The following is a 12,291-nucleotide window of genomic DNA, read 5'->3' as shown; positions in this document are numbered from 1 at the left end:
TTGGGATCCAGACAGCACATTCGAAGGTGCATGGATGCTTGCGCCCCCAGCGTGCAAGGGGCGCTGGTCTACTCGCCCGCACGCCCTGGGGGCCAGCTCAGAGGGGTGGTCAACGTTTCCGGCAGCACCCCGGTTCCCCGTGGAGGTCATGACCTCGGTCACGTGGGCGGGGCAGTGTAGCAGAGTGGGGGGAAGAGCTTGTGAAGGGGCTCACGAGCACCCCCTCCGAGGGGGGTGGATACTCGATGGCATGAGCACCACGGAGCGTCCCAGGATCCTCGTTGTAGGCGGTGGGTACGTAGGCCTGTACGCAGCTCGGCGCATTCTCAAGAAGATGCGCTACGGCGAGGCGACCGTCACGGTCGTCGACCCGCGGTCGTACATGACGTACCAGCCCTTCCTCCCCGAAGCTGCCGCAGGCAGCATCTCGCCTCGGCATGTCGTCGTCCCGCTGCGACGCGTGCTGCCCAAGGCAGAGGTTCTCACCGGCCGGGTCACGACCATCGATCAGGACCGCAAGGTCGCCACGATCTCGCCGCTCGTCGGCGAGGCGTACGAGCTGCCCTTCGACTACCTGGTCGTCGCGCTCGGCGCGATCTCGCGCACCTTCCCGATCCCCGGCCTCGCCGAGCAGGGCATCGGCATGAAGGGCATCGAAGAGGCCATCGGCCTGCGCAACCACGTCCTCGAGCAGCTCGACAAGGCCGACTCGACGACCGACGAGGACGTCCGCCGCAAGGCGCTCACCTTCGTCTTCGTCGGCGGTGGCTTCGCCGGCGCCGAGACCATAGGCGAGGTCGAGGACCTGGCCCGGGACGCGGCCAAGTACTACAACAACGTGAAGCGTGAGGACATGCGCTTCATCCTGGTCGACGCCGCGGACAAGATCCTTCCCGAGGTCGGCCCGAAGCTCGGCAAGTACGGCAAGGAGCACCTCGAGGGCCGTGGGGTCGAGGTCTACCTCTCCACCTCCATGGACTCCTGCGTCGACGGCCACGTGGTGCTGAAGAACGGCCTCGAGGTCGACTCCAACACCATCGTGTGGACGGCCGGCGTGAAGCCGAACCCGGCGCTGGCCCGCTACGGTCTGCCGCTCGGCCCCCGCGGCCACGTCGACTGCAACGAGACCCTCCAGGTCAACGGCACCGACTACATCTGGGCCGCCGGCGACAACGCCCAGATCCCCGACATGGCCGCCCGCAAGGCCGGCGTCGAGAACGCCTGGTGCCCGCCGAACGCCCAGCACGCGCTGCGCCAGGCGAAGGTCCTCGGCGACAACGTCATCTCCGGGATGCGCGGCTTCCCGCAGAAGTCCTACGAGCACGCGAACAAGGGTGCGGTCGCCGGTCTCGGCCTGCACAAGGGCGTCGCGATGATCGTCATGGGCAAGGTCAAGATCAAGCTCAAGGGCCGGCTGGCCTGGTACATGCACCGTGGCTACCACGGCATGGCGATGCCGACCTGGAACCGCAAGATCCGTGTGTTCGCCGACTGGACGCTGGCGATGTTCCTCAAGCGCGAGGTCGTCTCCCTCGGTGCGATGGAGACGCCGCGCGAGGAGTTCTACGAGGCGGCCAAGCCGGCGCCGGTTGCGGCGAAGCCGGAGTCCGAGAAGGCCAAGGCGTCCTAGCGGTACCGCTTGCCCTTGTGAAGGGGCCGCCCGCCATCCGTGGTGCGGGCGGCCCTTTCGCGTTCCCGGGGGCGCCGCCCCGGCCGGGTGTGCCGGTCTTGTCGGGGCGCCGCCCCGAGCCCCGCGCCTCAAACGCCGACGGGGCTTGAGTCGCCCCGTGGGCGTCCCTGTTTCGCGCAGCGAAATCAGGCCTGCCCGGCCGGGCAGGGTTGCCGCGCAGCGGCATGTCCAGCCCGGCCTGGGGGTGCTCCCCCTACGCCTGGCGGCGTGGCAGGTGCCCCCACCCACGGCCGCCAGGCCGTGGGGGAGATTGAGGCCATCGCGCGAAGCGCGGTACCGGGTCCGGGCGGAGCCCGGCCCGCCCGCCGCCCGCAGGGCGCATCGGGATCCGGGGCCTGTCCCGGTTCGGGAAGGCGGGGCCCCCGCGGCCGCCAGGCCGCAGGGGGCGGCTAGGGGAACACGTCCGCCGTGGCGGGCGTCGCGGCGCGTAGGGTGGGGAAGCACACACGGTGGTCGCATTGTTGAGGGAAGTGCACCGTGCAGGCCCGCCCGCCGCGAGTCTGCCGGGCGTTCGTGGGAACCACCGTCACGGAGGTGTGTGCCATGGCCGATGCCGCGCTGCGGCTGACCACTCTTGCCGAGGAGCTGTCGGGCGCCCCGCTCCCCGTCCGCATCCGCGCCTGGGACGGCAGTGAATCCGGGCCGCCGGGCGCGCCCACCCTGGTCGTGCGCCATCGGCGCGCCCTGCGGCGGCTGTTGTGGCGGCCGGGCGAGCTGGGGCTCGCGCGGGCCTGGGTCGCCGGGGAGATCGACATCGAGGGCGATCTGTACGAGGCGCTGGACGTGCTCGCAGGCCTCCTGTGGGACCGCGGGGCCGACCAGAAGACCGCGGTCCACCCGGTGCGCGACCCGCGGCTGCGGGCCGGCGCCCGCGCCCTGCTGAAACTCGGCGGCGTCCTGCCGCCCCCGCCCCCGCCGCCGGAGGAGGTCCGGCGCCGTACCGGTCCGCTGCACACCAGGCGGCGGGACAAGGAGGCCATCAGCCACCACTACGACGTCGGCAACGACTTCTACCGGCTGGTGCTCGGGCCGTCCATGGTCTACTCGTGCGCCTACTGGGACGACGCGGGCACCCTCGAGGACGCCCAGCGCGACAAGCTGGACCTGGTCTGCCGCAAGCTCGGGCTGAAGGAGGACGACCGGCTGCTCGACGTGGGCTGCGGCTGGGGCTCGATGGCCGTCCACGCGGCCCGCGAGTACGGCACCCATGTCACCGGCGTGACGCTCTCCCGCGAGCAGGCCGTCCACGCCCGCAAGCGCATCGCGGACGAGGGGCTCACCGACCGCGTCGAGATCCGGGTACAGGACTACCGGGACGTCAGGGACGGGCCGTACGACGCGATTTCGTCCATCGGGATGGCCGAGCACGTCGGCCGGGTCCGCTACCGCGAGTACGCCGACCAGTTGTTCTCGCTGCTCGTGCCCGGCGGCCGGCTGCTCAACCACCAGATCGCCCGCCGCCCCGAGAAGGACGAAGCGGCGTACCGCATCGACGAGTTCATCGACCGGTACGTCTTCCCCGACGGCGAACTCGCGCCCCTGGGCCGTACCGTCGCCACACTGGAGGACGCGGGCTTCGAGGTCCGCGACGTGCAGTCCATCCGCGAGCACTACGCCCGCACCCTGCGCGCCTGGGTCACGAACCTGGAGAGCGCCTGGCCGCAGGCGGCCGAGCTCACCTCGCCCGGCCGTGCCCGGGTGTGGCGGCTCTACATGGCCGCCTCCGCGGTGTCGTTCGAACGCAACAGGATCGGCGTCAACCAGATCCTCGCCGTGCGCACCCCCGACAGCGGCAGCTCGGGAGTGCCGCTGCGGACCGGCGACTGGCGCTGACCTCACAATGCCGAAGGCCCCGTGGTGTGCGTCCAGCACACACCACGGGGCCTTCGGCCCGTCAGCGGGAGCCGCTACTCCGTCTTGATCGCGGTGAGCATGTTCAGCTTCGCCGCGCTGCGCGCCGGCCACATCGCGGCCAGCACACCGACCACTCCGGCCAGCAGCAGGAAGATCCCGATCCGGTCCCACGGCATGACGAGCACATAGCCGGGGATCTCCTTGCGGATCGTCTCGCCGATCGCCCAGGCGAGGAAGGAGCCGAGGCCGATGCCGACGACCGCGCCGAAGACCGAGATCACCACGGCCTCCAGCCGGATCATCCGCTTCACCTTGCCGCGGTCGAGCCCGATCGCCCGCAGCATGCCGATCTCCTGCTGACGTTCGAAGACGGACATCGCCAGGGTGTTGATGACACCGAGCACGGCGATGATCAGCGCCATCGCCAGCAGCCCGTACATGATGTTCAGCGCCGTGTTGATGAAGCCGCCGAACATGTTGCGGATGTCCTGCTGGTCCATGACGCTCATCGCCGGGTTGTCGCCCAGCGCGTCGACCAGCGCCTGCTCGTTCGCCGCACTCGCGCCGCCGTCCATCGCCACCCAGATCTCGGGGATGTACGGCCTGGTCTCGTACGGCGCGACGACGTCGGTGGCGACCAGGACCGGGGAGAGGAACTCGTTGCCCTTGTAGACGGCGCCGACCGTCAGGTTCTTCGTCTCCTTCTTGCCCTCCTCGCCGAACTCGGCGGGCAGGGTGTCGCCGGTCTTCCAGCCGTTCGACTTGGCGGTGTCCTCGGCGACCGCGATCTGGCCCTTGGCCAGTGTGGCGAGCGAGCCGGAGACGGTCTCCAGGTCGAAGACCTTCTCCACGTCGCCGGGGGTGACCGCGGACGCCGAGTGCCACTCGCCCTTGATCTCCATCGAGGACGCCTGCTGCGGCGAGACGGCGCTGACGCCCTTCGCCTTCTCGATCGCGTCGAGCGCCGACTTGTCCAGCGCGCCGCCGCTCGCCATCGTGACCATGTAGTCGGCCCTGATGTTGTCCGTGGTCATCTTGTCCACGGCCTGGCCCAGCGTGGCCCCGAGCACCGAGATCCCGGTGACCAGGGTGAGACCGATGGCCAGCGCGGAGGCGGTGGCGCCGGTGCGGCGCGGGTTGCGCACCGCGTTCTGCCCGGCGAGCTTGCCCGAGACTCCGAAGACGCCCTTGAGCAGCGGCCGCACCAGTGCGATCACCGGGCGGGACAGCAGCGGGATCAGGACGATGATGCCGACCAGCGCCAGGAACGCGCCGCCGGCGATGATCATGCGCCCGTCGGAGCCGGCCGCCGCACCGGCGACGATCGCGGCGGCGCCGAGCAGGGTGAGGACGCCGCCGATGGTGTTCCGCAGCACCAGCGACTTGGTGGTGGCCACGCCGTGCACGCTGCTCATCGCCGCCACCGGCGGGATCTTGGCGGCCCGGCGGGCGGGCAGCCATGCCGCGAGCACCGTGATCAGCACACCGACGGCCAGGGCGGCGGCCACCGCGGTGGGCGAGACGATCAGCGGTCCCGCGGGCACCTTCGCGCCGAAGGTGCTCATCGCCGACCGCAGCCCCGTCGCGAGACCGAGGCCCAGCAGGAAGCCGACCACGGACGCGATCGCCCCGACGACCAGCGCCTCCAGGATCACGGAGCGCTTGACCTGCCGGCGGGAGGCGCCGACGGCGCGCAGCAGCGCCAGCTCCTTGGTGCGCTGGGCGACCAGCATGGTGAAGGTGTTGGCGATCAGGAAGACGCCGACGAAGAGGGCGATGGCCGCGAAGGCGAGCAGCATCGTGTTCAGGTTCGACAGGCCGCTCTCGATCTGCTTCGCCTGCTCGTCGGCCAGCTCCTTGCCGGTCTGCACATCGGAGTCCTTGGGCAGCAGCGGCTTCACGGCGGTGAGGATCGACGCGTCGGAGGCGCCGGGCTCCGCGGTCACGGTGACGTCCGCGAAGTACCCGGGCTGCAGATACAGCTGCTGCGCCACGGCGGTGTCGAAGAGGACCAGGCTGCCGCCCGCGTTGACCGCGCCGTCGTCGGTGGTGAAGACACCGGCGAGGGCGTACTCCTTCACCGGCCCGTTGGTGGCCACCCGTACGGCGTCGCCGACCTGGTACCCGCCCTTGGCGGCGGAGTCCTTGTCGAGGGCGATCTCGTCCGCCTCAGCCGGCCCGGTGCCGTCGGTGAAGGTGTACGCGGGGTCCTTGCCGTCCTTGCCGGGGGAGTAGTTGGCCCCGGTGTTGGACCAGCCGTTGCCGATGAGCTTGCCGTCCTGGTCGGCGACGCCGGCGAAACCGGAGACCCGGCCGGTGGCCGAGGCGACGCCGTCGATGCCCCGGATCTTCTCCAGGGTCTTCTCGTCGACGCCGGAGTCCTTCTCGGCGTCGCTCGGGTCGACGTAGGTCGTCACGGCGACCGCGACGTTGTCGTAGCTCTTGGCGGACTGGTTGCGGTAGGCGTTGCCGAGGGTGTCGGTGAAGACCAGGGTGCCGGAGACGAAGGCCACGCCGAGCATCACGGCGAGCACGGTCATCAGCAGCCTGGCCTTGTGCGCAAGCACATTGCGCAAGGCGGTACGGAACATGTGGGTGTCCTGGAAGTGGGCGTCGGGGCACGACGGCCGGCCCGGCGGGCCGGCCGCGGGGCCGGACAGTGACGAGAGGGAGGTCTGGGGTCTTTCGTTTGGATCAGGCCGGATCAGTGAGCGGGGTCTGGTGCCGTACGTCGCAAGGCGGAGGAAGGAGTCCACGCGGTGGGGGCACCTCCCGTGCCCGAAGGGCTACGGGCGAGTCGGCGACTGACGACAACGCAGCGAGGTGCGGTGCCAGGGCACGCGAGCCCGGCAAGATCCGAACGAGAGGCCCGGGGGGCGGGGCGCTACGGCCCCGGCGGGCGTCAGCTCGTGCGGCCCTTGGCGTCGAACGCCTTCATCCGGTCGAGGACGCCGTCGGCGGTGGGGCCGTGCATCTCGTCGACGATCGCGCCGTCCGCCAGGAAGATCACCCGGTCGGCGTAGGAGGCGGCCACCGGGTCGTGCGTCACCATGACCACGGTTTGGCCGAGTTCGCGCACCGAGTTGCGCAGGAAGCCGAGCACCTCCGCGCCGGAGCGTGAGTCGAGGTTGCCGGTCGGCTCGTCACCGAAGATGATCTCCGGCCGGGACGCCAGGGCGCGGGCGACGGCGACGCGCTGCTGCTGGCCGCCGGAGAGCTGGGTGGGCCGGTGACCGAGCCGGTCCCGCAGGCCCACCATGTCGATGACCCGCTGCAGCCACTCCTGGTCGGGCTTGCGGCCCGCGATGTCCATGGGGAGCGTGATGTTCTCCCGCGCGGTCAGCGTCGGCAGCAGGTTGAACGCCTGGAAGATGAAGCCGATCTTGTCGCGGCGCAGCTGGGTCAGCTGCTTGTCCTTCAGGCTGCCGAGCTCGGTCTCGCCGATGCGCACGGAACCGGAGCTGAAGGAGTCCAGGCCGGCGACGCAGTGCATCAGCGTCGACTTGCCGGAGCCGGACGGGCCCATGATCGCGGTGAACTCGGCCTGCCGGAAGTCGACGCTCACATGGTCCAGCGCGACCACCTGAGTCTCGCCCTGTCCGTACACCTTGGACAGGTCCGTGGCGCGGGCCGCCACTGCGGTGGCGCGCTGAGCGATGGGGGTGGTGGTCACGAGAGGAGCTCCTGTCGGGGCGGACTGTCGGGGACATCACCATCCTGTCCGCGCCGGCGCCGCGAATCGTCAGTCCCGGTACCCGTTCCCGTGGCCGCCTTGGGTCGGACCGGGCGGCACGTTCCTCCTCCTTTGGGATGACGGGCTCCCTGAGGGGCCGTCGGGGAGCGGACGGCGCTTTTCCGTCAATCCCGGGTGTCCCAGGCCCTGCTTCCGGGCGTCGCGAGGGGGGCTCGAATACCCTCTTACCTGGCCTGACGCTCCCTCAGGAGCCCCTGGAACCAGTCAAGATCGGGCCAACGGCCATAAGTCGGAGCGGTCCGCACCGATAGGCTCGTGATCAGACGCGGAGCCCTCGCGCCATGCCCGGGTGGTGGAATGCAGACACGGCGAGCTTAAACCTCGCTGCCCCTCGGGGCGTGCCGGTTCAAGTCCGGCTCCGGGCACCCGACGCCCCACCGCCCCCGCCGCGCCGCCCCCTTTCGGGGCGCTCTGTGTCACGATCTCGGAAAGATCCTCCCCGAGCACTAGGGCGTTCTCTTTGCTCGCCCATTACTCTTGACTTCTAGGCCGCGCACGGTGGCCAAGGAGGAGTGAGATGAGGAGCAGCAACCCGGTCTTCTCGCGACGGGGGTTCAGCCGTGACAGCGGCTACGCCGGCTTCAACGCGCAGCAGCCGCAGGCCGGGGGCCCCGCCGTAGGAACGAATCCCTACGCCCAGGGCGCCGGCACCCCGTACGCGACCAACCCCTACGCCCCGGCGGGCACGCAGCCCGGCGCCCCCGCACCGGTCCGTACGGACGCCATGACGATGGACGACGTCGTCACGCGCACGGGCATGACGCTGGGCACCGTGGTTCTCGGCGCGGTCCTCGCATGGGCCCTGCTGCCGGTGTCGCCCACGAGTTACGGGATCGCCATCGGCTCGGCCCTCGTGGCCTTCGTCCTCGCGATCGTCCAGTCCTTCAAGCGGACGCCGTCGCCCGCGCTGATCCTGACCTACGCGGCCTTCGAGGGCATCTTCCTCGGCGTGATCAGCGAGATGTTCAACAGCCGCTGGGACGGCGCCCCGTTCCAGGCGGTGGTCGGCACCATGGCCGTCACCGGCGCGATGCTGTTCGTCTACAAGCAGCGCTGGATCCGGGTCACCGCACGGTACGCCCGGATCGGTATGACCATCGCACTGGCCTTCATCGCCGTGCTGGCGGTCAACCTGCTGCTCGTGGTCTTCGGCGTCGCCGAGAACGGCGGCCTGCGCGACTTCGGCCCGCTCGGCGCGATCGTGAGCATCCTGGCCATCCTGATCGGCTGCTTCTTCCTGACCCTGAACTTCAAGGAGGTCGAGGACGGCATCGCCTACGGCGCCCCGCGTCAGGAGTCCTGGCTCGCGGCCTTCGGCCTCACGGTGACGCTGGTCTGGATCTACCTGGAGATGCTGCGCCTGGTGGCGATCTTCAGCGGCGACGACTAGTCGGCCGGCCGCCCGGCTCCGCGCCGGGCGGCCGTCCGGCTTCTTCGCCGGGTGACAGCCGCACGAAGGGCCCGCAGGCACTGCCTGCGGGCCCTTCCGTCGTGTGCGGCACCTGAAGCGTCAGAGCAGCTTGCGCGCGGCGCGCCTCAGGTCGTACTCGTGGATGATCGCTTTGGCGTGGCCGTAGGCGAGGTTGTGTTCGCCCCGGAGCCAGCTGACCTTCTCCTCGAAGTTGAAGAGAGACGGTCCTTCCTCGACGGTGCGGAGCCAGTCGGAGACGGCACGACCGGTGCACTCGGGGATTCTGGAGAGCAGATTACGGTGGGTCTCTTCGGAGAAGACTTGGGACATCGGCGCCTCCGGACGCATTGCGCGTGTGCTCTTCACGCCACCGTGCCTGAGTGGCCGCGTATTGGCAACAGTCCCGCGCGGGCGCGTAGGGTCGCGGCGTGCTTGATACGACGGAACTGACCGGTGTGGCGGAGCGCTTCGCGGACCGTCTGCGGGCCGCGCCGCAGAGCCGGCTGCAGCGGGGCGCGGCGGCGGAGGCACTGGCTCTGGCCAGGGAACTGTCCGTGCGGGCCCAGCGGATCGAGGAGCCGGGGCGGGAGCCGAGGACCATGCCGGACGCCGGGGTCTTCGCGGTCGCGGACCAGGTGCTGGTGGCCGCGAACGATTTGGCCGAGGCGCTTCGTTCGGTCCCGGCGGGGTCAGCCGCGGTTGACGAGGCCGCCGAGCTGGTGCGGTCGGCGGCGCGGCGGTCGGGCCTGTAGACCTGCCGCCGCGGCGGCTCGGGGCGGTGGGGCCGGGGGCGGTCGGTGGGACGTGGTCCGTCGGCCCGGGGCGGTCAGTGGGACGCGATCACGCGGTCCGCGAGGATGTACACGCTCTCCTCGCCGCAGGAGAAGGTCAGCGCGTACGCGCCGGACACTCCGGACCCGCCCAGCAGCACCGGGGCGTCGCCCGCGCGCAGCGAGTCGGCGAGGCGCTCCGCGGTCTCGCGGTGGCCCGGCGTCATGCACAGGGTCGTGCCGTCGGCGAACACGTACACGTCCAGCGTGCCCAGCGGGCCGGGGCGGACGTCCGCCAGCTCGGTGCCCGTGTCGGCCAGCTCCTCGAGCTTGGACACGGTGCGCTCGTGGTCGGTGACGACCGGCGTCTGCACCGGCACGAAGTCGGGGTGCGAGGGGTGGCGGCGGCGGGCCGCGGCCAGCTCGGGGGAGTCCTCGGCGAACTCGGTCACCTCGGGCAGGTCCGCCATGTCGTCGAGCGCGTCGAAGCCCTCGGCCGCGTCCAGGTCCATCGACTCCAGGCCCACGAAGTCGGCCTGGCGCGGGACGTAGAACGGCGGGATCTCGTCGCCGATGCCGGACAGGCCGCCGAGCGCGGACGTGGAGCCCTCGCCCGAGTAGCGCGCGGAGGCGTCCGCGGCGTCGCGGGCCTCCTGCGCGGCCCAGAAGGCCCGCGCCTCGGCGAGCTCACGCTCCCGCTCCTCGGCGAGCGCCTCGGCGACGGCCGCGCGTATCTCGGCGGCCTCACTGGTGCGGGCCTGGGGCACGGCGGCGATCGGGGCGGGCACGGACGACGCGGCGAACTCTGACCTCAGGGCGGCTACCTGCTTACGGAGCCCGTGGGCGGCGTGCAGGGCAGCGGCGCCCACGGCCGTGGCGGCGGCCGTGGTCAGCAGCAGGGCAAGAGACATGGCGCTCACTGACTTACTCCCGGTTTCAATCGGATCCCCTCGACTTCTACATCAGCTTGCGATGGACCCGCGCCCCCTGTCAGTGCATTACGTCACGAATTGGACAGGTCTTTGTGTCCGGGGTTGACTGGTGTGACCCCTGTGACCTGGGAAAAGGGTCTCCCCCAGGAGATAGGTCACATCCTGGGGGAGATTCAGTCACGAACTGAGATCCGGGCCCGGGGGTCCGGTTCGGCCTCGGCTTTGCCCGGGGGCGGTTCAGCTGAGGCGCTCGATCTGTCGGTCGCGTTCGCTTCGCCACCGCTGTGGGCAGGTGCCACCCTCGCCGCGCGGCGGAGACGCATGTCGAGTGGGTCGGGTGCCCCCTACCCTCCGCTCCGGCTCAGCTCAGCCGCTCGATCACCATGGCCATGCCCTGGCCGCCGCCCACGCACATGGTCTCCAGACCGAACTGCTTGTCGTGGAACTGGAGGCTGTTGATGAGCGTGGTGGTGATCCGCGCGCCCGTCATGCCGAAGGGGTGGCCGACCGCGATGGCGCCGCCGTTGACGTTGACCTTGTCCAGGTCGAAGCCGAGGTCGCGGTAGGACGGGATGACCTGCGCGGCGAACGCCTCGTTGATCTCGACCAGGTCGATGTCCGAGGTGGTCAGGCCGGCACGCTGCAGGGCCTGCTTGGACGCCTCGACCGGGCCGAGGCCCATGATCTCGGGGGAGAGGCCGGAGACACCGGTCGACACGATCCGGGCGAGCGGCGTCAGGCCCAGCTCCCGGGCCTTCGTGTCGCTCATGATGACGAGCGCGGCGGCGCCGTCGTTCAGCGGGCAGCAGTTGGCGGCCGTGACGAGCCCGTCGGGGCGGAACACGGGCTTGAGGCCCTGCACGCCCTCGAGGGTGACGCCGGCGCGCGGGCCGTCGTCCTTGCTGACGACAGTGCCGTCGGGCGTCGTGACCGGGGTGATCTCGCGCTCCCAGAAGCCGTTCTTGATGGCTTCCTCTGCGAGGTTCTGCGACCGGACGCCGAACTCGTCCATGTCCTGGCGGGTGATGCCCTTGCTGCGTGCCAGGTTCTCCGCGGTCTGCCCCATGGCGATGTACGCGTCCGGGACGAGGCCGTCCTCGCGAGGGTCGCTCCAGGTCGAGCCCTCGGACTCGGCGACGGCGGCGGTGCGGGCCTCCGCGTCGGCGAAGAACGGGTTGCGCGTGTCCGGCAGGCTGTCGGAGTTGCCCTTCACGAACCGGGACACCGTCTCCACACCGGCGGAGATGAAGACGTCGCCCTCGCCGGCCTTGATGGCGTGCAGCGCCATGCGGGACGTCTGGACCGAGGAGGAGCAGTAGCGGGTGACGGTGCAGCCGGGGAGGTGGTCCATCCCCATCTGCACGGCCACGATGCGGCCCAGGTTGTTGCCCTGCTCACCGCCGGGCAGGCCGCAGCCGAGCATCAGGTCGTCGATGTCGCGCGGGTCCAGCTCGGGCACCTTGGCGAGCGCGGCCTGGATGATCTCGGCGGTCAGGTCGTCGGGACGAACGTCCTTGAGCGAGCCCTTGAAGGCCCGGCCGATCGGGGAACGGGCTGCTGAGACGATCACGGCTTCAGGCATCACGGCTCCATGAGGGTAAGACGGAAGGGCTGGTTGGGAAGTTACCCGGACGTACGGCGTGGGTCACTGTGCGCGAGGTGTGATGCGGGCCTCTTTTCTAAGCGGGCGCTTGCTTATTCCTTTGCCCTGGGGCTTTTTCCCCACCCCGCCCCTTCCCGAACCGGGGCAGGCCCCGGACCCCGCACCGCCCTCCGGGCGGCGGCCCGGGCTCCGCCCGGGCCCGGTACCGCGCTTCGCGCGGTGGCCTCAATCTCCCCCTACGGCCTGGCGGCCGTGGGTGGGGGCACCTCCCACGCCG

The 12,291-nt window shown here is 70.7% G+C and carries 9 protein-coding genes and 1 tRNA gene; 5 read left to right on the top strand and 5 right to left on the bottom strand.

Translation table 11 applies throughout. The features are described 5' to 3' along the window. Window positions 1-250: 250 nt before the first annotated feature. Both ACWD01_RS13295 and ACWD01_RS13290 read left to right on the top strand, forming a co-directional pair. Entirely contained in the window at window positions 251-1,630 is a 1,380-nt protein-coding gene (locus tag ACWD01_RS13295; RefSeq protein WP_451161141.1) for an NAD(P)/FAD-dependent oxidoreductase, read from the top strand. 603 nt (window positions 1,631-2,233) lie between these two features. After that, window positions 2,234-3,523, top strand: coding sequence for a class I SAM-dependent methyltransferase (locus tag ACWD01_RS13290; protein ID WP_451161139.1), 1,290 nt, complete (start codon window positions 2,234-2,236; stop codon window positions 3,521-3,523). A 74-nt stretch (window positions 3,524-3,597) separates the two neighbouring features. On the opposite strand, the gene ACWD01_RS13285 is transcribed toward ACWD01_RS13290, so the two are convergent. Next, the gene (locus tag ACWD01_RS13285; RefSeq protein ID WP_451161137.1) at window positions 3,598-6,135 is read right to left on the bottom strand and encodes an ABC transporter permease; all 2,538 of its coding nucleotides are present in this window, start codon (window positions 6,133-6,135) and stop codon (window positions 3,598-3,600) included. A 311-nt stretch (window positions 6,136-6,446) separates the two neighbouring features. Continuing rightward, window positions 6,447-7,217: an ABC transporter ATP-binding protein gene (locus tag ACWD01_RS13280; RefSeq protein ID WP_356894254.1), complete on the bottom strand. Its 771-nt coding sequence runs from the start codon at window positions 7,215-7,217 to the stop codon at window positions 6,447-6,449. A 364-nt stretch (window positions 7,218-7,581) separates the two neighbouring features. Between ACWD01_RS13280 and ACWD01_RS13275 the strand changes: the two genes are divergently transcribed. Beyond that, window positions 7,582-7,663, top strand: a tRNA-Leu gene (locus tag ACWD01_RS13275). 152 nt (window positions 7,664-7,815) lie between these two features. Further along, the gene (locus ACWD01_RS13270; RefSeq protein ID WP_451161135.1) at window positions 7,816-8,688 is read left to right on the top strand and encodes a Bax inhibitor-1/YccA family protein; all 873 of its coding nucleotides are present in this window, start codon (window positions 7,816-7,818) and stop codon (window positions 8,686-8,688) included. Between the two features lie 120 nt (window positions 8,689-8,808). Here the strand turns inward: ACWD01_RS13270 and ACWD01_RS13265 are convergent, their stop codons facing one another. Then, window positions 8,809-9,039, bottom strand: coding sequence for a DUF4287 domain-containing protein (locus ACWD01_RS13265; RefSeq protein WP_356894250.1), 231 nt, complete (start codon window positions 9,037-9,039; stop codon window positions 8,809-8,811). Between the two features lie 98 nt (window positions 9,040-9,137). On the opposite strand from ACWD01_RS13265, the gene ACWD01_RS13260 reads away from it, so the two are divergent. Continuing rightward, on the top strand, window positions 9,138-9,461 hold the full coding sequence (locus ACWD01_RS13260) for a hypothetical protein (RefSeq protein ID WP_451161132.1): 324 nt from the start codon (window positions 9,138-9,140) through the stop codon (window positions 9,459-9,461). A gap of 74 nt (window positions 9,462-9,535) precedes the next feature. On the opposite strand, the gene ACWD01_RS13255 is transcribed toward ACWD01_RS13260, so the two are convergent. After that, a complete protein-coding gene (locus ACWD01_RS13255; RefSeq protein WP_451161512.1) occupies window positions 9,536-10,390 on the bottom strand; it encodes a hypothetical protein in 855 nt (284 codons plus the stop codon). A 382-nt stretch (window positions 10,391-10,772) separates the two neighbouring features. Beyond that, entirely contained in the window at window positions 10,773-11,993 is a 1,221-nt protein-coding gene (locus ACWD01_RS13250; protein ID WP_451161130.1) for an acetyl-CoA C-acetyltransferase, read from the bottom strand. Window positions 11,994-12,291: the final 298 nt, after the last annotated feature.

The sequence above is a fragment of the Streptomyces sp. NPDC002835 genome (assembly GCF_053591995.1).
The sequence above is the reverse complement of the archived record's forward strand: the minus strand, read 5'-3'. Positions and strand labels throughout refer to the sequence as shown.

What these genes read in the sequence shown, in the direction of transcription:
- ACWD01_RS13285 (WP_451161137.1), bottom strand. Translation starts at nt 6,135, where the DNA reads ATGTTCCGTACCGCCTTGCGCAATGTGCTTGCGCACAAGGCCAGGCTG.
- ACWD01_RS13290 (WP_451161139.1), top strand. Translation starts at nt 2,234, where the DNA reads ATGGCCGATGCCGCGCTGCGGCTGACCACTCTTGCCGAGGAGCTGTCG.
- ACWD01_RS13270 (WP_451161135.1), top strand. Translation starts at nt 7,816, where the DNA reads ATGAGGAGCAGCAACCCGGTCTTCTCGCGACGGGGGTTCAGCCGTGAC.
- ACWD01_RS13295 (WP_451161141.1), top strand. Translation starts at nt 251, where the DNA reads ATGAGCACCACGGAGCGTCCCAGGATCCTCGTTGTAGGCGGTGGGTAC.
- ACWD01_RS13250 (WP_451161130.1), bottom strand. Translation starts at nt 11,993, where the DNA reads ATGCCTGAAGCCGTGATCGTCTCAGCAGCCCGTTCCCCGATCGGCCGG.
- ACWD01_RS13255 (WP_451161512.1), bottom strand. Translation starts at nt 10,390, where the DNA reads ATGTCTCTTGCCCTGCTGCTGACCACGGCCGCCGCCACGGCCGTGGGC.
- ACWD01_RS13265 (WP_356894250.1), bottom strand. Translation starts at nt 9,039, where the DNA reads ATGTCCCAAGTCTTCTCCGAAGAGACCCACCGTAATCTGCTCTCCAGA.